This is a genomic window from Streptomyces sp. NBC_01381, assembly GCF_026340305.1.
GTDB lineage: Bacteria > Actinomycetota > Actinomycetes > Streptomycetales > Streptomycetaceae > Streptomyces.
The window spans coordinates 1,817,701-1,843,681 of record NZ_JAPEPI010000002.1 but is presented as its reverse complement, the minus strand read 5'-3'; the positions used below and the strand labels follow the sequence as shown (position 1 = coordinate 1,843,681).

At 70.5% G+C, this 25,981-nt stretch carries 26 protein-coding genes; 18 read left to right on the top strand and 8 right to left on the bottom strand.

Annotated elements, in window-relative coordinates; translation table 11 throughout:
* Positions 1-6: 6 nt before the first annotated feature.
* Entirely contained in the window at positions 7-705 is a 699-nt protein-coding gene (locus OG453_RS29885; protein ID WP_266871660.1) for a pyridoxamine 5'-phosphate oxidase family protein, read from the bottom strand.
* 186 nt (positions 706-891) lie between these two features.
* On the opposite strand from OG453_RS29885, the gene OG453_RS29880 reads away from it, so the two are divergent.
* From OG453_RS29880 to OG453_RS29870, 3 genes are all read left to right on the top strand, one after another.
* Positions 892-3,783 (top strand): glycoside hydrolase family 2 TIM barrel-domain containing protein, encoded by a 2,892-nt coding sequence (locus OG453_RS29880; RefSeq protein ID WP_266871659.1) that lies wholly within the window; start codon positions 892-894, stop codon positions 3,781-3,783.
* A 61-nt stretch (positions 3,784-3,844) separates the two neighbouring features.
* Positions 3,845-5,227, top strand: a complete 1,383-nt coding sequence (locus OG453_RS29875) for a hypothetical protein (RefSeq protein WP_266871658.1) — start codon at positions 3,845-3,847, stop codon at positions 5,225-5,227.
* A gap of 34 nt (positions 5,228-5,261) precedes the next feature.
* Complete coding sequence (locus OG453_RS29870) at positions 5,262-6,014, top strand: hypothetical protein (RefSeq protein ID WP_266871657.1); 753 nt, start codon at positions 5,262-5,264, stop codon at positions 6,012-6,014.
* On the opposite strand, the gene OG453_RS29865 is transcribed toward OG453_RS29870, so the two are convergent.
* Positions 5,998-6,432, bottom strand: a complete 435-nt coding sequence (locus tag OG453_RS29865) for an NUDIX hydrolase (RefSeq protein ID WP_266871656.1) — start codon at positions 6,430-6,432, stop codon at positions 5,998-6,000. The two genes, OG453_RS29870 and OG453_RS29865, sit on opposite strands and share 17 nt — an antisense overlap.
* 37 nt (positions 6,433-6,469) lie before the next feature.
* On the bottom strand, positions 6,470-7,129 hold the full coding sequence (locus OG453_RS29860) for a DUF4389 domain-containing protein (protein WP_266871655.1): 660 nt from the start codon (positions 7,127-7,129) through the stop codon (positions 6,470-6,472).
* Positions 7,130-7,275: 146 nt separating this feature from the next.
* On the opposite strand from OG453_RS29860, the gene OG453_RS29855 reads away from it, so the two are divergent.
* Positions 7,276-7,677, top strand: coding sequence for a VOC family protein (locus tag OG453_RS29855; RefSeq protein ID WP_266873175.1), 402 nt, complete (start codon positions 7,276-7,278; stop codon positions 7,675-7,677).
* Here OG453_RS29855 and OG453_RS29850 read toward each other — a convergent pair.
* On the bottom strand, positions 7,660-8,361 hold the full coding sequence (locus tag OG453_RS29850; protein WP_266871654.1) for a helix-turn-helix domain-containing protein: 702 nt from the start codon (positions 8,359-8,361) through the stop codon (positions 7,660-7,662). The genes OG453_RS29855 and OG453_RS29850 overlap by 18 nt on opposite strands.
* A 10-nt stretch (positions 8,362-8,371) precedes the next feature.
* Entirely contained in the window at positions 8,372-9,310 is a 939-nt protein-coding gene (locus OG453_RS29845) for an AraC family transcriptional regulator (RefSeq protein ID WP_266871652.1), read from the bottom strand.
* A gap of 80 nt (positions 9,311-9,390) precedes the next feature.
* Between OG453_RS29845 and OG453_RS29840 the strand changes: the two genes are divergently transcribed.
* Entirely contained in the window at positions 9,391-10,260 is an 870-nt protein-coding gene (locus OG453_RS29840; protein WP_266871651.1) for an NmrA family NAD(P)-binding protein, read from the top strand.
* Positions 10,261-10,383: 123 nt separating this feature from the next.
* On the opposite strand, the gene OG453_RS29835 is transcribed toward OG453_RS29840, so the two are convergent.
* Complete coding sequence (locus tag OG453_RS29835; protein ID WP_266871650.1) at positions 10,384-11,523, bottom strand: YihY/virulence factor BrkB family protein; 1,140 nt, start codon at positions 11,521-11,523, stop codon at positions 10,384-10,386.
* A gap of 17 nt (positions 11,524-11,540) precedes the next feature.
* Between OG453_RS29835 and OG453_RS29830 the strand changes: the two genes are divergently transcribed.
* Both OG453_RS29830 and OG453_RS29825 read left to right on the top strand, forming a co-directional pair.
* On the top strand, positions 11,541-13,178 hold the full coding sequence (locus OG453_RS29830) for an acyl-CoA dehydrogenase family protein (protein ID WP_266871649.1): 1,638 nt from the start codon (positions 11,541-11,543) through the stop codon (positions 13,176-13,178).
* 283 nt (positions 13,179-13,461) lie between these two features.
* Positions 13,462-14,754 (top strand): GAF domain-containing protein, encoded by a 1,293-nt coding sequence (locus OG453_RS29825; protein WP_266871648.1) that lies wholly within the window; start codon positions 13,462-13,464, stop codon positions 14,752-14,754.
* Positions 14,755-14,845: 91 nt separating this feature from the next.
* Here the strand turns inward: OG453_RS29825 and OG453_RS29820 are convergent, their stop codons facing one another.
* Positions 14,846-15,871 carry a M36 family metallopeptidase gene (locus OG453_RS29820; RefSeq protein WP_266871647.1) on the bottom strand — a complete coding sequence of 342 codons (1,026 nt, stop codon included), beginning with the start codon at positions 15,869-15,871 and terminating at the stop codon, positions 14,846-14,848.
* Between the two features lie 109 nt (positions 15,872-15,980).
* Here OG453_RS29820 and OG453_RS29815 point away from each other — a divergent pair, with 109 nt between their 5' ends.
* Positions 15,981-16,544, top strand: coding sequence for a GNAT family N-acetyltransferase (locus OG453_RS29815; RefSeq protein WP_266871646.1), 564 nt, complete (start codon positions 15,981-15,983; stop codon positions 16,542-16,544).
* Between the two features lie 163 nt (positions 16,545-16,707).
* Here OG453_RS29815 and OG453_RS29810 read toward each other — a convergent pair whose 3' ends face one another.
* On the bottom strand, positions 16,708-17,070 hold the full coding sequence (locus OG453_RS29810; protein WP_266871645.1) for a hypothetical protein: 363 nt from the start codon (positions 17,068-17,070) through the stop codon (positions 16,708-16,710).
* 82 nt (positions 17,071-17,152) lie between these two features.
* Here OG453_RS29810 and OG453_RS45180 point away from each other — a divergent pair, with 82 nt between their 5' ends.
* The 10 genes from OG453_RS45180 to OG453_RS29765 all read left to right on the top strand — a co-directional run bounded on the left by OG453_RS45180 (position 17,153) and on the right by OG453_RS29765 (position 25,980).
* The gene (locus OG453_RS45180) at positions 17,153-17,236 is read left to right on the top strand and encodes a putative leader peptide (RefSeq protein ID WP_323178717.1); all 84 of its coding nucleotides are present in this window, start codon (positions 17,153-17,155) and stop codon (positions 17,234-17,236) included.
* 116 nt (positions 17,237-17,352) lie between these two features.
* A complete protein-coding gene (locus OG453_RS29805; RefSeq protein ID WP_266871643.1) occupies positions 17,353-19,050 on the top strand; it encodes a nitrite/sulfite reductase in 1,698 nt (565 codons plus the stop codon).
* Positions 19,047-19,226, top strand: a complete 180-nt coding sequence (locus OG453_RS29800) for a hypothetical protein (protein WP_135335604.1) — start codon at positions 19,047-19,049, stop codon at positions 19,224-19,226. The genes OG453_RS29805 and OG453_RS29800 overlap by 4 nt, the downstream gene beginning before the upstream one ends.
* On the top strand, positions 19,223-19,936 hold the full coding sequence (locus OG453_RS29795; RefSeq protein ID WP_266871642.1) for a phosphoadenylyl-sulfate reductase: 714 nt from the start codon (positions 19,223-19,225) through the stop codon (positions 19,934-19,936). The genes OG453_RS29800 and OG453_RS29795 overlap by 4 nt, the downstream gene beginning before the upstream one ends.
* Positions 19,936-20,544: an adenylyl-sulfate kinase gene (cysC, locus tag OG453_RS29790; RefSeq protein WP_266871641.1), complete on the top strand. Its 609-nt coding sequence runs from the start codon at positions 19,936-19,938 to the stop codon at positions 20,542-20,544. The genes OG453_RS29795 and cysC overlap by 1 nt, the downstream gene beginning before the upstream one ends.
* Positions 20,541-21,479, top strand: a complete 939-nt coding sequence (gene cysD, locus OG453_RS29785) for a sulfate adenylyltransferase subunit CysD (RefSeq protein WP_266871640.1) — start codon at positions 20,541-20,543, stop codon at positions 21,477-21,479. Before cysC ends, cysD begins: the two co-directional genes overlap by 4 nt.
* 2 nt (positions 21,480-21,481) lie before the next feature.
* Entirely contained in the window at positions 21,482-22,855 is a 1,374-nt protein-coding gene (locus OG453_RS29780) for a sulfate adenylyltransferase subunit 1 (RefSeq protein ID WP_266871639.1), read from the top strand.
* A 250-nt stretch (positions 22,856-23,105) separates the two neighbouring features.
* The gene (locus OG453_RS29775) at positions 23,106-24,236 is read left to right on the top strand and encodes an ABC transporter substrate-binding protein (protein WP_266871638.1); all 1,131 of its coding nucleotides are present in this window, start codon (positions 23,106-23,108) and stop codon (positions 24,234-24,236) included.
* 36 nt (positions 24,237-24,272) lie between these two features.
* A complete protein-coding gene (locus OG453_RS29770) occupies positions 24,273-25,067 on the top strand; it encodes an ABC transporter ATP-binding protein (protein WP_266871636.1) in 795 nt (264 codons plus the stop codon).
* The gene (locus OG453_RS29765; RefSeq protein ID WP_266871635.1) at positions 25,054-25,980 is read left to right on the top strand and encodes an ABC transporter permease; all 927 of its coding nucleotides are present in this window, start codon (positions 25,054-25,056) and stop codon (positions 25,978-25,980) included. Before OG453_RS29770 ends, OG453_RS29765 begins: the two co-directional genes overlap by 14 nt.
* Position 25,981: the final 1 nt, after the last annotated feature.

The following is a 25,981-nucleotide window of genomic DNA, read 5'->3' as shown; positions in this document are numbered from 1 at the left end:
GGCCGCTCAGCCCTGCCGGGTCCCGCCGCGCTCCGCGATGTGCGGCGGGACCCCGATGTCCGGGGCGAGCGCCGGGTCCGGCACCGGAGTGCCCCAACTGGCCGTCAGGGGAAGGTTTCCGGCCCAGACTCCGAGCGCGGCGTCCGGTCCTTCGCCGTCGTCGGGCGGGCCCACGCTCGTCTTGACGGACGCCTCTTCGAGGGACAGGGCGAGCAGGGTCGTCGCGGCGAGTTCCTTGCGGCTCGGGCGCCGCGCGTAGTCCCACTGGCCGGGCGTCGCATGCTCGGTCAGCAGCCGCAGGCCCCGCAGCTTCCGCTCCGGGTCGGTGACCTTGTGCGGTACGCCGTAGATCATCGCGCTGCGGTAGTTCACACCGTGCTCGAAGACCGAGCGGGCCAGGATCAGGCCGTCGACATGGGTCACGGTCACACAGATCTCGGCGTCCGGGTCGGCGGCCATGCTGCGGCTCGCGACCGAGCCGTGCAGATACAGATGGGTGTCGTCGCGGCCGTACACGGTGGGGACCACCATGGGGTGGCCGTCGACGACGACGCCCAGGTGGCAGACGAATCCCGCGTCGAGGATCGCTTCGAGCTCCGCACGCTCAAGGCCGCCCTGCTCGCGCAGCCTGCTGTGGCGGGTGCGGCCGGTCTGCGGGAGCTGGGCGGGCAGGGTCGCGGACGGGGACGGCTGGCTGATGGTCACAGCCGGGGACACTACCGATATCGCGCTCGGAGTGCCATACCTCAGATGATTTCCACTGAGCGAGCAACCTCATTCAACGAAATCCGCACCCAGCGCGTCATTCGTCCAAACCGCTCGCCGAGAATCCAACAACCCCCGCCGCGTGAGTGTTGTGAGGCCCCGCCTCGCCGCTGTCTGATGGAAACCATGGATCTCCCCTATTTCGAGGACGTATCCCCCGGTTCCGGCTGCCTCCCGCCCCGCGCCTGGTACGCGCGGTCGGACGCCGCCTCCCTCTCCCTGAACGGCAGTTGGCGCTTCCGCCTCTCCGCCACCGCCGGTGACACCGACGACTCCTTCGCCTCCGACGGGTACGACGCCGCCTCCTGGGACGACATCGCCGTGCCCGGCACCTGGGCGCTCCAGGGCCACGGCTCGCCCGCCTACACCAACGTGAACTATCCCTTCCCGGTCGACCCGCCCCGCGTACCGACCGAGAACCCCACCGGCGACCACCTGCGCGTCTTCGACCTCCCGGACGACTGGCCCACGGACGGCGGGAACGTGCTCCGCTTCGACGGTGTCGAGTCCTGCGCCCGCGTCTGGCTGAACGGCACGGACCTCGGCGAGTTCAAGGGGTCCCGCCTTCCGCACGAGTTCGCCGTGGGGCAGCTGCTGCGCCGCGCCGGCAACGTCCTCGCGGTCCGGGTCCACCAGTGGTCGTCCGGTTCCTACCTGGAGGACCAGGACCAGTGGTGGCTGCCGGGCATCTTCCGCGACGTGACGCTGCTGCACCGCCCCGAGGGCTGCGCGCTCGACTTCTTCACCCATGCCTCGTACGACCATCGCGCGGGGACGGGCACGCTGCGGGTCGCGTCCGACGTGGCGGGGCGGGTCACCGTGCCCGAGCTGGGGATCGACGTCGCGACCGGCGACGCAGTGACGGTGGCCGTCGAGCCGTGGACGGCCGAGACGCCCCGCCTGTACGACGGGGTGCTCGCCACGGCGGGCGAGCGGATCCCGCTGCGGATCGGCTTCCGCACGGTCGCCGTCGAGGACGGTGTCATCAAGGTCAACGGCCGCCGCATCCTGTTCCGGGGCGTGAACCGGCACGAGTTCCACCCGGAGACGGGCCGCACCCTCGACCTCGCCACGATGCGCGCCGACATCCGCCTGATGAAGCAGCACAACATCAACGCGGTCCGCACCAGCCACTATCCGCCGCACCCGGCCTTCCTCGACCTCTGCGACGAGCTGGGCCTGTGGGTCATCGACGAGTGCGATCTGGAGACCCACGGCTTCACCGTCCAGGACTGGCGCGCCAACCCCGTCGACGACGACCGCTGGACGCCCGCCCTCCTGGACCGCGCCGCCCGCATGGTCGAGCGCGACAAGAACCATGCCTCGGTGATCATCTGGTCCCTGGGCAACGAGTGCGGCACGGGCCGCGGCCTGACGGCGATGGCCCGCTGGATCCGCGAGCGGGATGCCGACCGCCTGATCCACTACGAGGGCGACCGGTCCTGCGCGGACACCGACATGTACTCGCGGATGTACGCCGATCACGCCGAGGTCGAACGGATCGGCCGCAAGGAGGACGACGACGGACCGGCCTCGCGCCGTCAACTGCCCTTCATTCTCTGCGAGTACGGGCACGCGATGGGCAACGGACCCGGTGGCCTGAGCGAGTACCAGAAGCTCTTCGAGGCGCACGAGCGCAACCAGGGCGGCTTCATCTGGGAGTGGATCGACCACGGCATCGCACACCCGGAGTTCGGCTTCGCCTACGGCGGCGACTTCGGCGAGGAGCTGCACGACGGGAACTTCGTCTGCGACGGGCTGCTCTTCCCCGACCGGACGCCATCGCCGGGCCTTGCGGACTACAAGGCGGTCATCCAGCCGGTGCGTTTCGCGTACGACGGGGCTGCGGGGACGGTCCGGATCACCAATCTGCACGACTTCGCCGACCTCTCCCATCTGGCCTTCGAGTGGACGTACGTAAGTGACGGCGAAGCTGGCGAGGGCGGTGAACTGGCCGTACCGAAGGACCTGGCGGCGGGCGAATCCGTCGAACTCAAGCTCCCAGACGTGCCGTTGGAGTTCCGTGACGCCGAGACACGCCTGCACCTCACGGCGATGGTCTGCGTGGAGACGAACTGGACGAAGCTCGATCACGCCGTCGCGCGGGCCGACTTCCCCATCACCGCACGCCCCGTGCCCCGCGCCGCGACCGGAGCACGCCCCACGCCCGACACGGGCCCCGTCATGCTCGGCCGCGTCACCCTGGGCCCCGGCACCTTCGCCGCCCGCACAGGCGAGCTGCACACCCTCGGCTCCATCCCGCTGCGGGCCGCCCCGCGTCTGGACGTCTGGCGCGCCCCCACCGACAACGACGACGGGGCGTCCTGGCAGTCCGACCGGCGCAACGGCGTGCTCTGGCGCGAGCTCGGCCTGCACCGCATGCAACACCGCCTGGACGCCGTCGAGTTGACCGACGACGCGCTCACCGTCCGCACCCGCGTGGCGCCCGCCGCGCGCGACATCGGCCTGCGCACCGTGTACCGCTGGGCGTCCGACGGCTCCCGGCTGCGGCTCACGGTCTCCGTGGCGCCCGAGGGCGAGTGGCCGGTGCCGCTGCCCCGGCTCGGTGTCCGGCTCGGGCTTCCCGCCGCGTACGGGTACGCGCACTGGTTCGGCGGCGGGCCCGGCGAGGCGTATCCGGACACGGCGGCGGCCTCCGTCATCGGCAGGCACTTCATGCCGGTCGACCGGATGCAGACCCCGTATGTCCGCCCGCAGGAGAACGGCGCCCGCGCGGACGTCCGTTGGGCCGAGCTGCGCACCGCCTTCGCGGGTGACGGCGTACGCGTCGAGGGCGATCCGGCGTTCTGGTTCACGACGCGGCGCTGGACGACGGAGCAGCTGGACGCGGCCAGGCACCGCACGGATCTCGTCCCCGGCGACACGGTGTGGGTCCATCTCGACCACGGGCAGCAGGGCATCGGTTCGCAGTCCTGCGGGCCCGGCGTACTGCCCCCGCATGAACTCCACGCCGCTCCCGCGGAGTTCGCGTTCACCTTCACCGGGGTTTCCGGGTGACTCAGCACTAGACTGGGATCAACGACGAACCACGTGCCGCCTTGGGGGGAGGGAGCACCCCTTGTCACAACCGCGGCTGGGCCGCGGCCCGTTGCGGCCGCCCGCCACACCTCCTCCCCCGCCCGACGACTCCCGCCCCGGCCGCTTCGTGGGCTGGCTCGGCGGCTTCGGCTGCGCGGCGGCGGGGTACGCGGTGTTCCAGTCCCTGGTGGGCGTGTTGCCGGACGCGCTGTCCGGCGACACCGCCCGCTATGGCATCGCGGCGGTCAGCGGCATCGGGACGGGCGTCGCCGCCTGGCTCGCGGCGGCGCTGATGCGGGCCAGGGCCGGGGCGGACACCACCATCCGCGTCCCTGAACCCCGTACTCCCGCCGCCGTCGCGCCCGCCCCCGGACCGCTGACGCACCTCATGGCGGCCACCCACACGACGCTCACCGCCGAGCTCGCCGGCTTCGACGACCCGGAGCGCGGCCGCCTCACCGGCTGGGCCCACGCGCTCGACGAGCCGACCCGGCCGGTGCGTCCCACGCCGACCGGCACCGCGTACGGCCTGCACATCGCGCTCGAACTCGGCCTGTCCGACGGCCGGTTGCGTACGTCGGAACTGGTGGAGACCCTGTGGCGGCTGCGCCTCGCGGACGGCGGCTGGGCGGCCCGCTCGCAGGGCTCCACACCGCGCCCCGAGGTGACCGCGCTTGTGCTCGGTGCGCTCGCGCGGGCGGGCGCGGACCCGGTGCGGCTCGCGGCGGAGGCGACGCAGTGCTCGGCACGCTTCACCGAGGAGCTCGAGCCGTCCGGGCTCGGCAGGACCCATGTCGTGACGACGATGCTGCGCGGGCTGCTGCGCGCCGCGCCGGAGTCGCCCGCCCTGACGCGCCTTCGGGCCGAGCTGGTCGACCGGACGATCACCGATCCCCAGCGGGAGCACCGGCGTTGCTGGGGCCCGGCCCTGCGCGCCCCCGTCACGCGCCCGTCCTCGGTGCACACCGCTCAGGCGGTGGTCGCGCTCGACCGCGCGGCGCGGGTGCTCGGCGAGGACAGCAACACACGGGCCGCCCGCGAGGACGGCATCCGCTGGCTGCTCGCCTGCCCGGCCCCGGACCACGAGGACTGCGCCGACCTGCGCAACACCCAGGAGGAGGTGCGCCGCCCGCACCCCGTCGACTCCTGGCGCCAAGAGGTCCTCGCCGTACGGCACTTCACCGCCGCCTGGATGGTGCGGGCGCTGCTCACGCCGGACGCCTGGGAGATCGCCGCGGACGAGGGCCGCGAGGTGGCATGGCGTTCGCTCCTGTCGGGCGCGGTGGGCGCGGTGTGGCGGCAGCAGGACGACGGCATCTGGAACTGGGACGGGTACGATCTCGGCCGCCCGATGTGGATGACCTATCAAGGCCTTTCGGCGCTGCGGGCACATGCCGTATGGATGTATCAGCCGGGTAGGTGATCCTCCGGCGCGCTCGCGACCAGGGGGAGTGACCATGGGTGGTCGGCATGTGCACGGGGCCCGGCGGCTGCTCGAAGGGACCCTGGAGGGGCTGCCCGAGGAGGACCTGGTGCGGGCGGCGCGCACGGTCGTCGCCCGGCTCGGCGCGCCCGAGCGGCTCCCGGCCCTGGTGCGCGAGCTGGCGACGGGCGTCGGCGACCCCGCGGGCTGCGCGCTCCTCTCGTACCGCCATGTGCTCGGCTTCGACAAGCTGCTCCTGGTCGACGGCGGTCCGCGGCACATGCTGCGCGCCCACATCTGGCATCCGGGCACCCGCGCGACGGGCCGCGAGGACATCCACAACCACCGTTCCCCGCTGGCCTCTTACGTGGTGCGGGGCACCCTGGGGATGGAGCTGTACGAGCCGGTGGAGGACGCGGGCGGCGGCGGGCTCGCGGCGTCCTGGTACCGCGAGTCCCTGTCGGACGAGGAGGGCCACTGGCTCCTGGAACCGGCGGGCCCCGCGCGGCTGCGGCTCACGCAGAACGCCGAGTACGCGGCGGGCAGCGGCTACGGCCTTCCGTCGTACGCGCTGCACCGGGCGTGGTGCGCCGCGCCGGAGACGACGGTGACGCTGTTCCTGGAGACCGGGTCGGGGCGGCGGACCTACACGGACGTGTTCGCCGAGGCCGAGGCGGAGGCCGACGCGGGCGGCCGCGCGGAGGCGGTCGCCAAACGGCCGATGGAAGTCAAGGAGTATCTGGCCGAACTGGAGTCACTCCTTGCACTGATCAGCGCCAGGAGCTGAACGCCGTCGCGCTGAACGCCTGCTCCACGATGTCCCGGTTGTAGTCGTCGATCTCGACCGTGCGGATGTCGGCGGGGGCGAGCCAGCGGTACTCCTGGTCGGGCAGCGGCAGCGAGACGTCGAAAGTGAGCGGTCTGACAAGGAAGTTGTCCTGCCAGTTCTTCACCTCGTGCCCGCGATACCGGCTGACGAAGGACGACTCGCCGACCTTGCGCAGCACCTCGCCGAGCAGCCCGGTCTCCTCCTTGAGCTCCCGCAGCACACCCGCGCCCGGACTCTCGTCCGGATCGAGCTTCCCGCAGGGAACGCCCCACACCCGAGGCAGGAATCGCTCCGTCTCACTGCGCCGCACGAGCAGCACACGGCCTCGGTGGGCCACGACGGCAGCCGCCAGTCGGTTGTCGCTCGGCAAGTCCATGGCTCCCACCGTAGCGAGGATTCGCGGACCGGGACAGTCAGCCAAGGGGCTCCCGCTCCCCCTGATCGAGGCGGTACGGCGGATACACGTCCGTGAGCAGCAGGCCGTACGCCATGACGCGCGCGACCCAGCGGTGCAGACCCATGTTGAGGTCGTACATGCCCCGCGGGTAGCGGCCCGTGAAGAGCAGCGAGACTCCGGCGTAGAAGGCGAGGAGCCCGGCGAGCCCGCCGTTGAAGCGGTAGCCGCCCGACATCAGCGCGGCCACCAGGAGCTGGGGCAGGACGAGCAGCCAGCTCTTGACGAGGACCAGGCCGCGGGAGAGGTGCTCGGGGTGCGCGATGTCCAGGTGGGCCGGATAGTCGGGGACGTCCCGCAGGGTGAAGGGCGGATAGCGGTCGGTGCCGAGCGATCCGTACGCGTAGTACTCGACGCGCCAACTCCAGCGCAGCACACCGACGTTGAAGTCGAACAGCGCCCGCGGATAACCGCCGGTGATCAGGACCGCGAAGAACGCCACGACGGTGACCAGGAGGAAGCCGATCCAGAGGAAGAGCAGCACGACGTAGTGCGGTATCGCGAGCAGCCACTTCACCAGCCAGAGCCAGCGGGAGAGCGCGGGGGCGTAATCGGCCTCCAGGCGTACGGGGCTAGGCGGGTACTTGCTCGGTGCGGTCGCCGTGGGCATGGCGCACATGTCGGTCATCTCCCGTGTCGGCCCGTACGTGCCTTCTCTGCACATGTACGACCGTGAGCGGGCGGCGGCAAGGAGTGGCGCGGCGTCCGTTTCCTTCAAGACCGGGGCCGGGGCCGCTGCCTACGCTGCGAGGCATGAACACGAACATCACGCCCCGCTTCGATCTCGTCGGCCTCGTCGTCTCGGACATGGCCGCCGCCCTTGAATTCTACCGCCGCCTAGGTCTCGACTTCCCGGCCGGATCTGACCGCCAACCGCATGTGGAGGCGGCACTGCCGGGCGGTCTGCGGATCGCCTTCGACACGGAGGAGACGATCCGCTCGTTCGTCCAGGACTGGGAGCCGCCGCAGGGCGCGGGCCGCATCGGTCTCGCCTTCCACTGCGAGACACCCGGGGGCGTCGACGCCGCCTTCGCGGAGCTGACCGGTGCCGGATATCGCAGTGAGCTCAAGCCGTTCGACGCGGCGTGGGGCCAGCGGTACGCGACCGTCCTGGACCCGGATGGCAATGGCGTGGACCTGTTCGCGCCTCTAGCGTCCGCGCAGTAGTTCGCCCAGCGGCATTCCCGTCAACTCCTTGACGTCGCGGGCCAGATGGGCCTGGTCGGCGAAGCCCGCGACGGCCGCGGTCTGCGCGTACGGCACTCCTTCCCAGGCCAGGGCGAGTGCGCGCTGCAGTCGCAGCACCCGGCCGAGGGTCTTGGGGCCGTAGCCGAACGCGGCGAGTGAACGCCGGTGCAGGAGGCGGGTGTTGACGCCCGCCTCCGCGGCGGTCGCCGCGATGCTCCGCCCCGCCTCAAGGGACTTGACGACGTACGCGATCAGCGGGTCCGGCGGCTCCGCGCGGCCCGCGCGCTCCAGGGCGAGGGACTCCAGGGCGGTCACCGGGTCCCGGGCCGCGTCCATCCGCTCGGTCAGCCTGCGCGCCTCGGCGGACGGCCACAGGTCGGCCAACTCGACGCGCCGGTCGCGCAGTTCGTGCGCGGGGACACCGAGGAAGGCGGGGGCGGTGCCGGGGTAGAAGCGGATGCCGACGTAACGGTCGGCGGCCGCCTCCGGACCCGGGTGGTACGCGCGGGTGTCAGGGCCCGCGACCAGGAGCCTGCCGCCGGACCAGAGCAGGTCCATGCAGCCGTCGGGCAGGACGGGCCGCACGCTCCGGGCGTCGGCGGCGCCGGTGCGGGTCCACAGCACCGCGCCGGCCACGCGGGACGGCCGCTCGGCGTACACCATGCCTGCCACGCTACGCCGCTCGCGACCGGTGTTCCTGGGGGCTGACCCCGTACACCCGCTTGAAGGCGCTGGACAGGGCGAACGCGCTGCCGTACCCGACGCGGCGGGCGATCGCGGCGATCGTCTGCTCGCCGTCCCGCAGCAGATCGGCGGCGAGCGCGAGCCGCCAGCCCGTCAGATACGCCATCGGCGGCTCGCCCACGAGTTCGGTGAACCGCCGGGCGAGCGCGGCCCGCGAGACCCCCGCCTTCGCGGCGAGCGCGGCGATGGTCCAGGGGTGCGCCGGATCATCCTGGAGCAGCCGGATCGCCTGCCCCACGACCGGGTCGCCCATCGCCTTGTACCAGGCGGGGGCCGCCGCCTCCGGCCGCGAGAACCAGGCGCGCAGCGAGGCGATCATCAGCAGGTCGAGCAGCCGGTCGAGGACGACGTCCTGGCCCGGCTCGTCCTTGGCGATCTCGTCGGCGAGCAGCGGGGTGAGCGGGCAGTCCCACACGTCGGTGGGCAGCACGAGCAGCGGGGGCAGCGCGTCGAGCAGCCGTCCGGTGATCTCGCCGCGCGCCTGATAGGTCCCGATCAGCATCTCGACAGGACTGTCGAGCGACTGCCCCCAGGCCCGCAGACCCAGATCCTTGTACTGCCCGAACGGGGCGCCGCCCAGCGGCGTGCAGCGCTCGCCCGGCTGGATCTCGGCGAGCGGTCGCGTCGCCGGGTCGTCGGCGCAGGTGTAGTGGTCGGGGCCGCGGGCGATGGCGACGTCGCCGGGGCGGATCAGCTGGGGCGCGGCCCCGTCCTCGGGCACGATCCAGGCAGTGCCACGGACCATGATCATCACCGAGAGCGGCGCTTCGTCCGCGATGCGGACCGACCAGGGCGGTTCGAAGCACGCCCGGATCATGAAGGCTCCCCGCGCGCGCGGGCCCTCCAGCAAGCCTGCGAGTACGTCCATACCGGAAGCGTAGACGCACGCGTATGGGGGTGAGCCCCTGACGGATGGTTACTTGTGGCGCGAGGCAGTTCACTGAAGTCATGACAGAGAACGCGTTGAACACGCAGCAGGCACAGCAGTCGCAGAACAAGACGGTGTTGGTCACGGGCGCTTCCGGCAAGACCGGGCGCCGGGTCGCGGAGGCCGCCGAGGCGGCCGGGTTCACGGTGCGGGCCGCTTCGCGGTCGGGCGCGGTGCGCTTCGACTGGTACGACCCCACGACGTGGGAGGCAGCGCTGCGGGGCGCGGACGCGGCGTACCTCGCGTACCAGCCGGACGTCGGGGCGCCCGGCGCGGGCGACGCGGTGGGCGCGCTGGCCCGGCAGGCGGTGGCGCTCGGTGTGCGCCGGATCGTGCTGCTCTCGGCACGGGGCGAGGACCAGGCGGAGCCGGCCGAGCGGGCGGTGCGGGAGTCCGGCGCGCAGTGGACGGTCGTACGGGCCAGCTGGTTCGCCCAGAACTTCAGCGAGGCGCCGCTGCTCGACGGGATGCGGGCCGGGGAGCTGGTGTTCCCTGCCGGGGAGGTGCTCGAACCGTTCATCGACACGCGGGACATCGCGGATGTGGTGGTGGCGGTGCTGGGCGCGGCGGACGACCGCTACGCGGGGCAGGTGGTGGAGGTATCCGGGGGACGCTTGCTGTCGTTCCGGGACGCGGTGGCGGAGATTTCGGCGGCTGCGGGGCGGGAGATTCGGTATGTGCCGGTTTCCGCCCGGGAGTACGGGGGTGCTCTCACGGAGTACGGGGTGCCGGCGGAGGAGGCGGAATTCCTGATCGAACTCTTCGAGACGAATCTGGATGGGCGCAATGCGCGCCTCTCCGAGGGGGTTCAGCGGATTCTGGGGCGTGCCCCGCGTGACTTCGCGGATTTCGCTCGGGAGCATGCGGAACTGGGCATCTGGAAGGCGTGAACAAGATGCCCTCAAACGCCGGACGGGCTGGAGAATCCAGCCCGTCGAGGGGGTCCCCCCTGCTCTTTAAGAGCTTGGGGGAGTTTGAGGACGAACTCGGCGAAGCCGGTGATCTGCGGTGCGCTACTCCGGCGGCGGCTCCTCCTCGCCCCCGTTCCGCTTCGCATGCGTCCGCAGCCGCGACGACACATCGTCCGGCGGAAGGAACCGCGACCAGCGCTCGGGGAACTCGGAGGGCATGTCCGGATCGTCGGGGTCCGCCGCTTCCCGCGCGGCGGCGGCGCGAGCAACCATCTCCACCGCCCGCGCCTCACGGATCCGCTCATTCGCGGCCCGCGCCGCCGCCGTGGCGACGGACGGCCACACCCGGTCGATCGCCGCGTTCACGGCGGCGCCCACGAGGACCGCGAACGCCGAGACGCCGATCCACAGCAGCACCGCCACCGGCGCCGCCAACGAGCCGTAGATCGTGGGGCCTTCGACCGTGCTGGTCAGGTAGATGCGGAGAAGGAAGCTGCCGAGGACCCACATGCCGAGGGCGATCAGCGCGCCCGGCATGTCCTCCACCCAGGGCGAGCGCACCGGCACTGACACGTGGTACAGCGTCGTGAGGAAGATGATCGACAGGAGTATCACCACCGGCCAGTACACGATCTGCACCACCGTCGTGGAGCCCGGCACCAGTTGGACCACCGCGTCGGGCCCCGCCACCATCAGCGGCAGCGCCACCGAACCGATCAGCAGCGCCACGATGAACAGCCCGAAGGCGAGCAGCCGGGTCTTGACGATGCCGCGCGCGCCGTCGAGGCCGTACATGACCGTGATCGTGTCGATGAAGACGTTCACCGCGCGCGAGCCCGACCACAGGGCGAAGAGGAAGCCGATGGAGATGACATCGGGCCTGCCGACCCGCATCACGTCCTCCAGTATCGGCTGCGCGATCTGGCTGACGCCCCTGTCGGACAGGACCGTGCGGGACGCCTCCAGGATGTTGTTCTCCACGCTGGCGATCGTGTTCGCGCCGGTCCAGCGGTCCACGTACGCGAGCAGGCCGATCAGGCTGAGCAGCAGCGGCGGCACGGAGAGGAGGGTGAAGAACGCCGCCTCGGCCGCCAGGCCCAGGATCCGGTATTCCACGCATGAGTTGACCGTGTCTTTGAGCAGCAGCCAGGCAGTCCTGCGCTTGGAGACGTTGCTGTAGAGAGCGCGGGCCCGGTTCCAGCGGCCCGACGGCCGCCCGGGTGTTTCTTTTGCCTGGTGCACCTCCTTACCGTAGCGGCATGGCAGCCACCACCCACACCGTGACCAACCAGGCTCCGCCCCTGGTGGGATATGACGTCTTTACGGCGGACCGGGCACTTGTAGAGGGAATCGAACGGCATCTCGACCCCGCGCTGCTCAGTACCGCGCAGGAGCAACTCTCCGAACTCGGGCGCGCGGCGGGCTCCGCGCAGGCGCGGGAATGGGGCTTCCTCGCCAATGAGAATCCGCCCGTTCTGCACACCCATGACCGATACGGCCATCGCGTCGACGAAGTCGCCTTCCATCCCTCGTGGCACAGGCTGCTCGGAAAGGCCGTCTCGTCGGGGCTCACCACCGCGTGGGTGCGGCCCGGCGGGCATCTGCGGCGCGCGGCCGGATTCCTGGTGTGGTCGCAGGTGGAGGCGGGTCACGGCTGCCCCGTGTCGATGACGCACGCGGCGGTGCCGGCGCTGCGGGCCGATCCCGCGCTCGCCGCCGAGTGGGAGCCGAAACTGACTTCTCTGGTGTACGACGAAGGTCTTCGGCCCGCATCCCAGAAGGCCGGAGTGCTCTTCGGCATGGGGATGACGGAGAAACAGGGCGGCAGCGACGTACGGACGAATACGACGCGTGCGCGGGCCCTTGCCGAGGAAGGCACCTATGAGCTGACGGGGCACAAGTGGTTCTGTTCCGCTCCTATGTCCGACGGATTTCTCGTGCTCGCGCAGACCGACGCGGGACTCACGTGTTTTCTCGTACCGCGTGTGCTCGCGGACGGAACGCGTAACGCCTTTGCCATTCAGCGGCTCAAGGACAAGCTGGGCAATAGGTCGAACGCGTCGAGCGAGGTCGAGTTCGACGGGACGTGGGCGCGCCGGGTCGGCGAGGAGGGGCGCGGGGTGCGCACCATCATCGAGATGGTGGCGGCGACGCGGCTCGACTGTGTCGTCGGCTCGGCGGCGATCATGCGGCAGTCCGTCGCGCAGGCCGTGCACCACGCCACGTACCGCGAGGCGTTCGGCGGCAAGCTCGTCGACAAGCCGCTGATGCGCAACGTCCTCGCGGATCTGGCCCTGGAGTCGGAGGCGGCCACGACGCTCGCGCTGCGGCTCGCGGCCGCGTACGACGACGGGAGCGAGCAGGAGCGGGCGTTCCTGCGGATCGCGGTGCCGGCCGCGAAGTACTGGGTGACGAAGCGGTGCACGCCGCACGCGGTGGAGGCGCTCGAAGTCCTCGGCGGCAACGGCTACGTCGAGGAGTCGGGTATGCCGCGGCTGCTTCGCGAGTCGCCGCTCAACTCGATCTGGGAGGGCTCGGGGAACGTACAGGCGCTGGACGTGCTGCGGGCGTTGCAACGGGAGCCGATGGCGCTGAACGCCTTTCTCCAGGAGGTCGGTTCGGCCCGCGGCGCCGACTACCGCCTGGACGGCGCGATCAAGGGCCTGCTGACCGAACTGGCCGATCTGGAGGGCGTCGAGGCGCGGGCGCGGCGGCTCGTGGAGCGGATGGCGACGGTGCTGCAGGGCTCGCTGCTCGTGCGGTACGCGCCCCCGGAGGTGGCCGACGCGTTCTGCGCCTCGCGGCTCGGCGGGGACTGGGGCGCGGCGTTCGGGACGCTGCCGCACACGCTCGATCTGGCGGCCGTGGTGGAGCGTGCCGCCCCGCGCGAGGACTGACCGAGGTCACGGGGGAGGACTGACCGGGGGCACGGGGGTGGTGCTGCGCCGACACGGCACCACCCCCGCTTTCAGGCCCCGTTGAGGAGCGTGAACGCCGCGCGAACGGCGTTGGGCCAAGCTTCGACTCCCGCACGGCTGTTCGCGAGGGTTGCATGAGGTTGCAAGTCAATTGTTTATTACCGAACTAATACCCTTGCGGGCGTCGAAGGGGCACGATTGAGTACGGGCCCCGACTGAGTACGGGCCCCGACGCACTGGTCTGTTCGGGAAGGACTCAGTGATGACCGCGACGTCGACGATCAACCTCGCGAGGATCGCCACCATGGACTGCACGCAGGCCGCGCGGCTGCTCGCGCATGTCCGCCACGCGGCGCTCTCCGGGCAGCGGCCGCGCGTGATGCCGCGTCCGGTGATCGGTGAGTCCTGGGGTCGCATGCTGAACGACGGGGTCGATCCGGACCGGGACTTCAGGTCCCGGCTGCTCAGCGTCGAGGAGCTGGAGGAGCGGCGCCGCACATCGCCCCTGGTAGAGGTCCTTCCGCTGCTGCGGAACGCGCTCGTCTCGGTGGCGGACGCGGCGCATCACATCATGGTGGTCTGTGACGCCGACGGCCGGGTCCTGTGGCGCGAGGGAAACTCCACGGTGCTGCGCAAGGCCGACTCGCTCGGCTTCGAACTGGGCGCCGACTGGGGCGAGAGCATCGTCGGCACGAACGGCATAGGCACGCCGCTCGTGGTGCGCAGGCCCGTGCAGGTGTTCTCCGCCGAGCACTTCGTGGAGACCCACCACGCGTGGACGTGCACGGGCGCGCCCATCACCGATCCCCGCTCCGGCCGGCTCATCGGCGTCGTGGATGTCAGCGGCCCGCTCAACACGATGCATCCGGCGACGCTCGCCCTGGTCGACTCGGTGGCCAAGCTCGCCGAGGCACGGCTGCGGGAGAACCATCTGACGACGCTCGACCGGCTGCGGACGGTGGCGGCGCCGGTCCTGGCCCGGCTCGACGGTCGCGCCGTCGCGGTGGACGGCGACGGCTGGACGGCCGCGGTCACGGGGATGCCGCCGATGGACCGGATATCCCTGCCCAAGTCCCTTGCCGCAGGACACACTTGGCTGCCCTCGCTCGGCACCTGCGCGGTGGAGCCGCTGCCCGGCGGCTGGCTGCTGCGCGTCGAGGAGGAACCACGGCCGCTCGCCGCGACCCGTGTGGTCCTCGACGTGAGCGGTCCGCGCCGCTGGTCGGTCACCGTCGAGGGCGGCGGCGTCGGCAACTGGACCCACGAACTCAGCCCGCGCCACGCAGAGTTGCTCTACCTCCTCAGTACGCATCCGAAGGGGCGCAGCGCGTCGGACCTGGCCGAGGACATGTTCGGCGACCCGGCTCGCACGGTGACGGTCCGCGCCGAACTGTCCCGCGTACGCCGCTACTTGGGCGGTCTGCTCGCCCACCGCCCGTACCGCTTTCCGGAGGACGTGGACGTCGAGGTGCTGCTTCCCGACCGCCCGGCGAACCTGCTCCCGCACTCGACGGCGCCCACGGTGCGCAGGGCGCGACGGGTCCCGGAGCCTTGAACGCCGAGCACCGGATGGCACGGCCCCGCCGCCGGGCAGACCCTCCCGACGGCGGAACCCCACCGACTCACTCACTCAGTCAGTCAGTCAGTCACACGCCAGGTATCTCCCGAGCCTGGAACGCCTTGCGCACCGCGTCCGCCGCGCCCTTGCCGTACATCTTCTGCGCGGTCGCGATCGTCGTCACGGCCGCGTCCTCGAAGCTGGTGTCGGGCGCGAAGCCGAACTGGGCGTTGACGATGATCCGGTCCGCGGTGCGGGCACCGAGCTTGCCGCGGATGTCGAAGAGCGCGCGGGACCAGATCTCACCGTCCGCGTGCACCTCGCCCTCCCGGTCGGCGTACGTCTTGTCGCTGTCGATGCGGCGCAGGCAGTGCGGGGCGTCCGAGTACGAGGCGGAGTCCCAGTCGGCGACACAGGCGAGGTCCGCCTTCGCGGGCCAGCCGTACTTGGCGTCCGCGTACGCGCCGACCGACACCGCCAGATAGTCGCCCCAGGCCTCGCCGATCGACCCGGCTTCCAGGGAGGTGCCGAAGCCGGGCACCTGTGCGTGGTGGACGGCGTGCCCGTACTCATGCACGACAACCTCCGCGTCCTCGGCGTCGTCGACACCGCCCTTGCCGAAGCGGATCTCGGCCTTCTTGTCCGTGAAGAAGGAGTTGTCCGCACCCCACTGGTTGATACGGACGGGCTGGGCACGGTCGTTGGCACCCGGAAGCTCGGTCCCAAAGCCGAGGCTCTGCAGATACTCCTGCGACTCATTCACCCAGAAATACGCCATGACCTGCTCGAACTGGTCATCGTGGCGGGTGTACGTCCCGGCGTCCGCGATCTTGGCGGAGGCACCGGTGTCGGATCTGACGTACGCCCACTTCCCGTTGAGCCCGCCGCTCGCGTCGAGATGGCGCAGGGCGGCGGTGGCATAGGCGCTCTCGGGAACGGAGCTCGCGGAGTCCTTGTCGTCGGCGAGGGTCTGGTCCCCCGACGACTGGACGGGGTTGACCATGAAAACGCGGGCCTGCGGGTCGGCCGAGGCCGAAGCGGGTGCGGCAAGCGTCGCGAGGGCCACGGTGACGGTGGCCGCGGCGAGCAGGCCGCGGGGTGTGCGGCGGACCATGGAACATCCTCCAGGTAGAAGAATGCGGGGGGTGGCAGAGCGCTGCGGGATCTTCCCGCATCCCGAACCCCTTTGGCCAGGGTGCGCGGCTCATGATTCGCTGACCCGCATGAGCATCACTGTCACCACGTGGTCCCTGGAGCAGACCGCTCCCACCGATCTGCTCCCCGCCGCCGCGCCCGAGGGCGACGACCTGCGGATCGTCCGGGCCGAGATCCCCTCCCCCGAGTTCAGCCGCTTCCTCTACGCCTCCGTCGGCGGCGACATCCGCTGGACGGACCGGCTCTCCCTCTCCTACGACCAGTGGCAGGAGGAGCTCGGGAAGCCGGGCGTCGAGACCTGGGTCGCGTACGAGAAGGGGACGCCGGCTGGATACGTCGAACTGGCGGCGCAGGAGGGCGGTGTCGTCGAGATCGTCTACTTCGGCCTCATCCCCGCCTTCCGCGGCCGCCGCATCGGCGGCCACCTGCTCTCGCAGGGCATCCGCCGCGCCTGGGACCTGGCCGAGCGGTGGCCGGAGCTGACGCCGACGAAGCGGGTGTGGCTGCACACGTGCTCCAAGGACGGGGAGCACGCGATGGACAACTACCTGCGGCGCGGCTTCAAGCTTTTCGATACGAAGGTTGAGCAGGAGCCGGATGTGGCTGCGCCGGGGCCTTGGCCGGGGGCGTAGCTGAGGCAGGGGGCGGGAACGCGGGGCGGGTTCAGGGAGGCGAGGGTCCACCGCTCCGCAGGCCGGCGACGACCAGGTTGGCCACCTGACCGGTGGTGAGGTGCTCCCGGTGGGTGGGGTAGGCGGCCGTCCGGCAGGTGATGAGCATCCCGGCCCGGGGGTACTACCTCGCCACGTCCTTGATCCAGTGCACCACGGCGTGCCGAGCCGCCGCCGAGAGCTCGTCGAGGCCGTCCAGGTATAGGGTGACGCGCCCGGCGAGCAGCCGTAGCGGGCGCCCGCCCTGCTCCTCCCGCACCGCGGAACCCGCCCGCCTGAGGTACATGCTCTTGCCCGAAGGGACCGCGAAGGGGATCGGCACCTCGTGATGCCGGAGGTGCAGCTCGGCGGAGTACCGCCGCAGGAAGCGCCGCTCACCACCGCAGGTAAAGAGGAGCCGCCCGGGCAGTGCCTTCAGGCCGCCCGAGAAGGCATCCTTGAGTACGCCCGTGATAGGGGAGATGGGCGTCCGAGTGACCCACGTCACTGTGTCTCATCAGGTGGGACGAGAGTGTCCAGATTACGGGCACTGGTGGACTGGGTCTAAAGTCCCGTGACACGCTTCCGCCATGGATCGCACTGGAATTGCCTTGGTGAGTCGACGTCACGTCGATCTCTGCCGCATGTCCAGCGCCATGTGTCCGGCGAGCTGACAGCACCAGCGCCGACGACTCCCCCTGCTTGACCGATTTCTTGCGCACCGCCGCGCCCTTAGCGCGAAGTGTGCAGGTCAGAGCCGCCCTCAGCCCGCCTTGAAGGACGTATAGCCATGGCTGCCACCCCTGAAAACCCCACGACTGCCGCGCCCAAGCGCAAGGTGAGCCGTCACCGTGGTGAGGGCCAGTGGGCCGTTGGCCACTTCACGCCGCTCAACGGCAACGAGCAGTTCAAGAAGGACGACGACGGTCTCAATGTGCGGACACGCATTGAGACGATCTACTCGAAGCGTGGGTTCGATTCCATCGACCCCAACGATCTTCGCGGGCGTATGCGCTGGTGGGGGCTCTACACCCAGCGTCGGCAGGGGATCGACGGCGGCAAGACCGCGATCCTTGAGCCGGAGGAGCTGGACGACGAGTACTTCATGCTGCGGGTGCGGATCGACGGCGGACGGCTCACCACCGAGCAGCTGCGTGTCATCGGCGAGATCTCGCAGGAGTTCGCGCGCGGCACCGCCGACCTCACCGACCGGCAGAACGTCCAGTACCACTGGATCCGCATCGAGGACGTCCCCGAGATCTGGGAGCGGCTGGAAGCCGTCGGGCTCTCCACCACCGAGGCCTGCGGTGACACGCCCCGCGTCATCCTCGGCTCGCCCGTCGCCGGTATCGCCGAGAACGAGATCATCGACGGCTCCCCCGCCATTGATGAGATCCAGCGCCGCTTCATCGGCAACCCGGACTTCTCCAACCTGCCGCGCAAGTTCAAGTCCGCGGTCTCCGGATCGCCGCAGCTCGACGTCGCTCACGAGATCAATGACATTGCTTTTGTCGGCGTCAACCACCCCGAGCACGGGCCCGGCTTCGACCTCTGGGTCGGCGGCGGGCTCTCCACCAACCCAAAGCTGGGCGTGCGGCTCGGTGCCTGGGTGCCGCTCGACGAGGTGCCGGACGTGTACGGCGGTGTCATCGGCATCTTCCGTGACTACGGCTACCGGCGCCTGCGCAACCGCGCCCGGTTGAAGTTCCTGGTCGCCGACTGGGGCCCGGAGAAGTTCCGGCAGGTCCTGGAGGACGAGTACCTCGAGCGGAAGCTCGTCGACGGGCCCGCGCCCGAGCAGCCGACCGGCACCTGGCGCGACCACCTCGGCGTGCACAAGCAGAAGGACAGCCGCTTCTACGTCGGGTTCGCTCCTCGTGTCGGCCGTGTGGACGGCACCACCCTCACGAAGATCGCCGAGGTCGCCGAAGCCCACGGCTCGGGACGGCTCCGCACCACCGCCGAGCAGAAGATGATCGTGCTCGATGTCGAAGAGGCGCAGGTCGAGTCGCTCGTCGCCGGGCTCGAAGCGCTCGATCTGCGGGTCACTCCCTCCCCCTTCCGGCGCGGCACCATGGCCTGCACCGGCATCGAGTTCTGCAAGCTGGCGATCGTCGAGACCAAGGCGCGCGGCGCCTCGCTCATCGATGAACTGGAGCGCCGCATCCCGGAGTTCGACCACCCGATCACCATCAACATCAACGGCTGCCCGAACGCCTGCGCCCGCATCCAGGTCGCCGACATCGGCCTCAAGGGCCAGCTGGTCCTGGACGCCGACGGCAACCAGGTCGAGGGCTTCCAGGTGCACCTGGGCGGCGCGCTCGGGCTCGAAGCCGGGTTCGGCCGCAAGGTCCGTGGCCTGAAGGTCACTTCGGCCGAGCTGCCCGACTACGTGGAGCGGGTCCTCAAGCGCTTCGAGAAGGAGCGTGCGGACGACGAGCGCTTCGCCACCTGGGTCGCGCGCGCCAGCGAGGAGGCCCTCTCATGAGCGAGCGTGCCGCCCCCTTCCACTGCCCCTACTGCGGTGACGAGGACCTGCGTCCCAACGAGACCGGCCACGGCGCCTGGGAATGCGCCGCGTGCAACCGGGCCTTCCAGTTGAAGTTCCTCGGGCTGCTCGCCCGTGGGGTTCAGCGCAACAGCGGTGGAGGGGAAGAGATATGACGGCTGTTCAGGCTACGGAACAGCGTACGAACGACGAGTTGAAGGCGCTCGCCGAGCAGGCCGGGCGGGATCTGGAAGACGCTTCCGCGCTCGAAATCCTCCAGTGGGCCGTCGACACCTTCGGCACCCGCTTCTGCGTGACCTCCTCCATGGAGGACGCCGTCGTCGCCCACCTCGCGTCGCGCGCCCGCCCCGGCGTTGACGTGGTGTTCCTCGACACCGGCTACCACTTCCCCGAGACCATCGGCACCCGCGACGCCGTCGCCGCCGTGATGGACGTCAACGTCATCACGCTCACGCCGCGGCAGAGCGTCGCCGAGCAGGACGCCGAGTTCGGCGCGCAGCTGCACGACCGGAACCCCGACCTGTGCTGCGCCATGCGGAAGGTCAAGCCCCTTGAGGAGGGCCTGACTTCGTACGCCGCGTGGGCGACGGGCCTGCGCCGCGACGAGTCCCCGACCCGGGCGAACACCCCGGTCGTCGGCTGGGACGAGAAGCGGCAGAAGGTCAAGGTCTCGCCGATCGCCCGCTGGGCACAGGACGACGTCGACGCCTACGTCACCGAGCACGGCGTCCTCACCAACCCCCTCCTCATGGACGGCTACGGCTCCGTGGGCTGCGCGCCCTGCACCCGCCGCCTCCTGGAGGGCGAGGACGCGCGCGCCGGACGCTGGGCCGGCAACGCCAAGACCGAGTGCGGGATCCACTGATGACGGCCACTCGGACAAGCGCTCAGGACCAGACACACGCTCAGGACCAGACACACCCTCAGGAGAAGCACGTGACCACCGGAGCCACCATCTGGCTCACCGGTCTGCCCAGCGCGGGCAAGACCACCATCGCGTACGAGCTCGCCGGCAAGCTGGGCGAGGACGGCCACCAGGTCGAGGTGCTCGACGGCGACGAGATCCGCGAGTTCCTCTCGGCGGGCCTCGGCTTCAGCCGCGAGGACCGGCACACCAACGTGCAGCGCATCGGCTTCGTCGCCGAACTGCTCGCCCGCAACGGCGTGAAGGTCCTGGTGCCGGTGATCGCGCCGTTCGCCGACAGCCGCGAGGCGGTGCGGGGACGCCACCAGAAGGGCGGCACTCCGTACATCGAGGTCCATGTGGCCACGCCGGTCGAGGTCTGCTCCGTACGCGATGTGAAGGGTCTGTACGCCAAGCAGGCGGCGGGCGAGATCTCCGGGCTCACCGGGGTCGACGACCCGTACGAGGCACCCGAGTCGCCCGATCTGCGCATCGAGTCCCAGGACCAGACCGTGCAGGAGTCCGCGGCGGCCTTGCGCGCGCTGCTCATCGAAAGGGGTCTGGCATGACGACCACCGTGGCCACCGTGACCGAGGGGACGGACAGCCCGTACGCGCTGTCTCACCTGGACGCCCTCGAATCCGAGGCGGTGCACATCTTCCGTGAGGTGGCGGGCGAGTTCGAGCGGCCGGTGATTCTGTTCTCCGGCGGCAAGGACTCGATCGTCATGCTGCACCTGGCGCTGAAGGCGTTCGCCCCCGCGGCGGTGCCCTTCTCGCTCCTGCACGTCGACACCGGGCACAACTTCCCCGAGGTCATCGAGTACCGCGACCGCGTGGTCGCCGAGCACGGGCTGCGGCTGCACGTCGCCTCCGTGCAGGACTACATCGACGCCGGGAAGCTGCGGGAGCGGCCCGACGGGACGCGTAACCCCCTCCAGACCGTGCCGCTCACCGAGAAGATCCAGAGCGAGAAGTTCGACGCGGTCTTCGGCGGCGGGCGCCGCGACGAGGAGAAGGCGCGCGCCAAGGAGCGGGTGTTCAGCCTCCGGGACGAGTTCTCGCAGTGGGACCCGCGCCGCCAGCGCCCCGAGCTGTGGCAGCTCTACAACGGCCGGCACGCCCCCGGTGAGCACGTCCGCGTGTTCCCGCTGTCCAACTGGACCGAGCTGGACGTGTGGCAGTACATCGCCCGCGAGGGCATCGAGCTGCCCGAGATCTACTTCGCGCACGAGCGTGACGTGTTCAAGCGTTCCGGCATGTGGCTGACCGCCGGCGAGTGGGGCGGCCCCAAGGACGACGAGACGGTCGAGAAGCGGCTCATCCGCTACCGCACCGTCGGCGACATGTCCTGCACCGGTGCCGTCGACTCCGACGCCACCACGCTGGACGCCGTGATCGCCGAGATCGCCGCTTCGCGGCTGACCGAGCGCGGCGCGACGAGGGCCGACGACAAGCTCTCCGAGGCCGCGATGGAAGACCGCAAGCGCGAGGGGTACTTCTAAACATGACCAGCACCACCGAACCCGACAAGGCACAGCCGCTCTCCACGGAGCAGCTTTCGGCCACCACCCTGCTGCGGTTCGCCACCGCCGGGTCCGTCGACGACGGCAAGTCCACCCTGGTGGGCCGGCTCCTGCACGACTCCAAGTCGGTCCTCACCGACCAGCTTGAGGCCGTCGAGCGGGTCTCGCTCGGCCGCGGCCAGGAGGCGCCCGACCTCGCGCTGCTCACCGACGGTCTGCGGGCCGAGCGCGAGCAGGGCATCACCATCGACGTCGCGTACCGCTACTTCGCCACCGCGCAGCGCCGGTTCATCCTGGCCGACACGCCGGGCCATGTGCAGTACACCCGCAACATGGTCACCGGCGCGTCGACGGCCGACCTGGCCGTGGTCCTCGTCGACGCCCGCAACGGCGTCATCGAGCAGACCCGCAGGCACGCCGCCGTCGCCGCGCTCCTTCGTGTCCCGCACGTCGTGCTCGCGGTGAACAAGATGGACCTCGTCGCGTACGAGGAGACGGTCTTCGCGAAGATCGCCGAGGAATTCACCGCGTACGCCGTCGGGTTGGGCGTCCCGGAGATCACCGCGATCCCGATCTCGGCGCTGGCCGGCGACAACGTCGTGGAGCCGTCCTCCAACATGGACTGGTACGGCGGCCCCACCGTCCTCGAGCACCTGGAGACGGTCCCGGTCAGCCACGACCTGACCTCCTGCCACGCGCGCCTGCCCGTCCAGTACGTGATCCGCCCGCAGACCGCCGAGCACCCGGACTACCGGGGCTACGCGGGGCAGATCGCGGCCGGCACCTTCCGGGTCGGCGAGTCCGTGACGGTGCTGCCCTCGGGGCGTACGTCGAAGATCGCGGGCATCGATCTGCTCGGTGAGCCGGTGGACGTGGCCTGGACGCCGCAGTCCGTGACGCTGCTCCTGGAGAGCGACATCGACATCTCGCGCGGCGACCTGATCGTGCCGAGCGGCGACCAGCCGCCGACCACGCAGGACATCGAGGCGACGGTCTGCCATGTGGCGGACCAGCCGCTCGCCGTCGGCCAGCGGGTGCTGCTCAAGCACACCACGCGTACGGTCAAGGCGATCGTCAAGGAGATCCCCTCGCGGCTCACCCTCGACGACCTCTCCCAGCACCCCGCCCCGGGACAGCTCGTCGCCAACGACATCGGCCGGGTCCTGGTGCGCACCGCCGAGCCGATCGCGCTCGACTCGTACGCCGCTTCGCGCCGCACCGGTTCCTTCCTGCTGATCGACCCGGCGGACGGCACGACGCTCGCGGCGGGCATGGCGGGCGATGCGTTCGCCACCGGCGACGAGGCGGCCGACGAGGCCAAGCCGGCTGCCGACGACGAGGGTTGGGACTTCTGACCATGATCTCGATCGACTACTTCTCGACCTTCGCGAAGGAGGGCGGCCGCATCGGCAGCGGCGCCCTCGGCAGCGGTCAGGGCGGGGTCGGGCGATGTGCGGCATGACGTACGCGCACCGCTTGCGCGCCCTCACCCCCCACGAGATCGAACTGCGTAGACGAAAACCTGCCGACCTTCCCGGCCACGACCTGACGGCGTAGACACGACCCGACGGCGTGCGATCCGGGCCGACGAGAGGATCCCCTCCCGTGCCTGCCAGCTTCCGCACTCCACGCACCACCGGCGGCCGACGCGCCCTGGCCGCGGTCACCGCCCTGCCGCTGCTCGCGGTGGCGCTCACCTCCTGCGGTTACGGTTCCGAGTCGACCGACAAGAACGACAAGGCCAATGTGGCCGCCGGTGCGAAGAAGATCGAGGGCCTCGACGAGGTCAAGATCGGGTACTTCCCCAACCTCACGCACGGCACCGCCCTCGTCGGCAAGCAGGAGGGCCTCTTCCAGAAGGAACTGGGCGCCACCAAGGCCGAGTACGCCCAGTTCAACGCCGGCCCCTCGGAGATCGAGGCGCTCAACTCGAAGTCCATCGACATCGGCTGGATCGGCCCGTCCCCGGCCATCAACGGCTATGCGAAGTCCCAGGGCAAGGGCCTGCGCATCATCGGCGGCGCGGCCTCCGGCGGCGTCAAGCTGGTGGTGAACCCCGACAAGATCAAGTCCCTGGACGACGTCAAGGGCAAGAGCATCGCAACGCCGCAGCTCGGCAACACACAGGACGTGGCCCTCCTCAACTGGATCAAGGAGAAGGGCTGGAAGGTCGACCCTGAGAGCGGCAAGGGCGATGTGTCGGTGGTCCGCACCGACAACAAGATCACCCCGGACGCCTACAAGTCCGGCTCCATCGACGGCGCCTGGGTGCCGGAGCCGACCGCGTCGAAGCTGGTCGCCGAGGGCGGCAAGGTGCTGCTCGACGAGAAGGACCTGTGGCCGGACAAGAAGTTCGTGATCACCAACATCATCGTGCGGCAGGACTTCCTCGAGGAGCACCCGAAGGTCGTCGAGGCGGTGCTTCGCGCCTCTGTGAAGACCACCAAGTGGATCAAGGACAACCCGCAGAAGGCGAAGGCCGCGGCCAACGCCGAGCTGGAGGCGGCCTCCGGCAAGCCGCTGCCGGCCGAGGTCATCGACCCGGCGTGGAAGTCCATTGACTTCACCAACGACCCGCTCGCCGAGACGCTCGGCAGCGAGGCCGGGCACGCGGTCAAGGCGGGCCTCCTCGAGAAGCCCGACCTCAAGGGCATCTACGACCTGAGGCCGCTGAACAAGGTCCTGAAGGCGGCGGGCGAGCCCGCGGTCGAAGACGCCGGTCTCGGCGTCAAGTAAGCCCGGAATCCGACCAGTTCCCAGGAGGTGACGACCATGGCAACCGCAACCACCCTCGCCAAGGCGGCGGACAGCACCGAGACCAGCGGGTACGCAGCCCGGATCGAGCACGTCTCGAAGTCCTTCGCCACACCCGCCGGTCCCCAGCTCGTCCTGGACGACATCACGCTCGATGTCGCTCCCGGCGAGTTCGTCACCCTCCTGGGAGCCTCGGGCTGCGGAAAGTCGACCCTGCTCAACCTGGTGGCCGGGCTCGACAAGCCGTCCGTGGGCGACATCACCACGGACGGCCGCCCGGCCCTCATGTTCCAGGAGCACGCCCTGTTCCCGTGGCTGACCGCGGGCAAGAACATCGAACTCGCCCTGAAACTGCGGGGCGTGGCCAAGGCCGACCGGCGCCCCCGGGCCGAGGAGCTCCTCGAACTGGTCCGCCTGGGCGGCGCGTACGGCAAGCGCGTGCACGAACTGTCGGGCGGCATGCGCCAGCGCGTGGCGCTGGCCCGCGCCCTCGCCCAGGAGAGCAAGCTGCTCCTGATGGACGAGCCGTTCGCCGCGCTCGACGCCATCACACGGGACGTCCTGCATGACGAACTGACCCGCATCTGGCGGGAGACGGAGGTCTCCGTCCTCTTCGTGACGCACAACGTCCGCGAGGCGGTCCGGCTCGCCGAGCGTGTCGTGCTGCTCTCCTCGCGCCCCGGCCGGATCGCCCGGGAGTGGACGGTGGACATCCCGCAGCCGCGCCGCATCGAGGACACGGACGTCGCGGAACTCTCCGTCGAGATCACCGAACAACTGCGTGGGGAGATCCGCCGCCATGGCCAGCACTGATACGAAGACGGCCGACGGCGGCGCACCGGACGCGCTCGCCAAGCCGACCGGGCACGGGGACCTCGCGGGGCTCGAAGCGGGACTTGACGCGCTGGAGACGACCGTCTCCGGCCGCACCCCGTTCCGCAGGACCTTCGTGGACAAGATCCTGCCGCCGGTCATCGCCGTCGCCGTGATCCTGGTGGTGTGGCAGGCGCTGGTCTCCTTCAAGATCGTCGATGATCCGAGCAAGCTGCCCACGCCCGCCGACGTAGGGCAGGAACTGCGCAGCGCCTGGCTCCAGGGCAAGCTGCTCGACTACATCTGGACGTCCGTCTCCCGCGGGCTCTTCGGCTTCCTGCTCGCCCTGGCCATCGGCACGCCGCTCGGCCTGCTCGTCGCCCGGGTGAAGTTCGTGCGGGCGGCGATCGGCCCGATCCTCTCCGGCCTCCAGTCCCTGCCGTCGGTCGCCTGGGTGCCGCCCGCCGTGATCTGGCTGGGCCTCAAGCCCGAGGCGATGTACGCGGTGATCCTGCTCGGCGCCGTCCCGTCCATCGCCAACGGCCTGGTCGCCGGCGTCGACCAGGTGCCGCCGCTGTATCTGCGGGCGGGCCGCACGCTGGGCGCGACGGGCTTCCGGCACACCTGGCACATCGTGTTCCCGGCGGCGCTCCCCGGCTATGTGGCGGGCCTCAAGCAGGGCTGGGCCTTCTCCTGGCGCTCCCTGATGGCCGCGGAGATCATCGCCACCCACCCCGACCTGGGCGTGGGCCTCGGCCAGCTCCTGGAGGCGGGCCGCACCAACAGCAGCATGTCGCAGGTGTTCCTGGCGATCCTGCTGATCCTGATCGTCGGCATCGCCATCGACCTGCTCATCTTCAGCCCGCTGGAGCGGCGCGTGCTGCGCGGCCGCGGCCTGCTCACGAAGAGCTGAT

Bases quoted from the DNA above. Each gene is read 5' to 3' on its own strand.
- OG453_RS29825 (WP_266871648.1), top strand. From the start codon at position 13,462: ATGACCGCGACGTCGACGATCAACCTCGCGAGGATCGCCACCATGGAC.
- cysC (WP_266871641.1), top strand. From the start codon at position 19,936: ATGACGGCCACTCGGACAAGCGCTCAGGACCAGACACACGCTCAGGAC.
- OG453_RS29795 (WP_266871642.1), top strand. From the start codon at position 19,223: ATGACGGCTGTTCAGGCTACGGAACAGCGTACGAACGACGAGTTGAAG.
- OG453_RS29765 (WP_266871635.1), top strand. From the start codon at position 25,054: ATGGCCAGCACTGATACGAAGACGGCCGACGGCGGCGCACCGGACGCG.
- OG453_RS29860 (WP_266871655.1), bottom strand. From the start codon at position 7,129: ATGTGCGCCATGCCCACGGCGACCGCACCGAGCAAGTACCCGCCTAGC.
- OG453_RS29880 (WP_266871659.1), top strand. From the start codon at position 892: ATGGATCTCCCCTATTTCGAGGACGTATCCCCCGGTTCCGGCTGCCTC.
- cysD (WP_266871640.1), top strand. From the start codon at position 20,541: ATGACGACCACCGTGGCCACCGTGACCGAGGGGACGGACAGCCCGTAC.
- OG453_RS29840 (WP_266871651.1), top strand. From the start codon at position 9,391: ATGACAGAGAACGCGTTGAACACGCAGCAGGCACAGCAGTCGCAGAAC.
- OG453_RS29850 (WP_266871654.1), bottom strand. From the start codon at position 8,361: ATGGTGTACGCCGAGCGGCCGTCCCGCGTGGCCGGCGCGGTGCTGTGG.
- OG453_RS29870 (WP_266871657.1), top strand. From the start codon at position 5,262: ATGGGTGGTCGGCATGTGCACGGGGCCCGGCGGCTGCTCGAAGGGACC.
- OG453_RS29845 (WP_266871652.1), bottom strand. From the start codon at position 9,310: ATGGACGTACTCGCAGGCTTGCTGGAGGGCCCGCGCGCGCGGGGAGCC.
- OG453_RS29815 (WP_266871646.1), top strand. From the start codon at position 15,981: ATGAGCATCACTGTCACCACGTGGTCCCTGGAGCAGACCGCTCCCACC.
- OG453_RS29770 (WP_266871636.1), top strand. From the start codon at position 24,273: ATGGCAACCGCAACCACCCTCGCCAAGGCGGCGGACAGCACCGAGACC.
- OG453_RS45180 (WP_323178717.1), top strand. From the start codon at position 17,153: ATGGATCGCACTGGAATTGCCTTGGTGAGTCGACGTCACGTCGATCTC.
- OG453_RS29865 (WP_266871656.1), bottom strand. From the start codon at position 6,432: ATGGACTTGCCGAGCGACAACCGACTGGCGGCTGCCGTCGTGGCCCAC.
- OG453_RS29820 (WP_266871647.1), bottom strand. From the start codon at position 15,871: ATGGTCCGCCGCACACCCCGCGGCCTGCTCGCCGCGGCCACCGTCACC.
- OG453_RS29805 (WP_266871643.1), top strand. From the start codon at position 17,353: ATGGCTGCCACCCCTGAAAACCCCACGACTGCCGCGCCCAAGCGCAAG.
- OG453_RS29830 (WP_266871649.1), top strand. From the start codon at position 11,541: ATGGCAGCCACCACCCACACCGTGACCAACCAGGCTCCGCCCCTGGTG.
- OG453_RS29800 (WP_135335604.1), top strand. From the start codon at position 19,047: ATGAGCGAGCGTGCCGCCCCCTTCCACTGCCCCTACTGCGGTGACGAG.
- OG453_RS29780 (WP_266871639.1), top strand. From the start codon at position 21,482: ATGACCAGCACCACCGAACCCGACAAGGCACAGCCGCTCTCCACGGAG.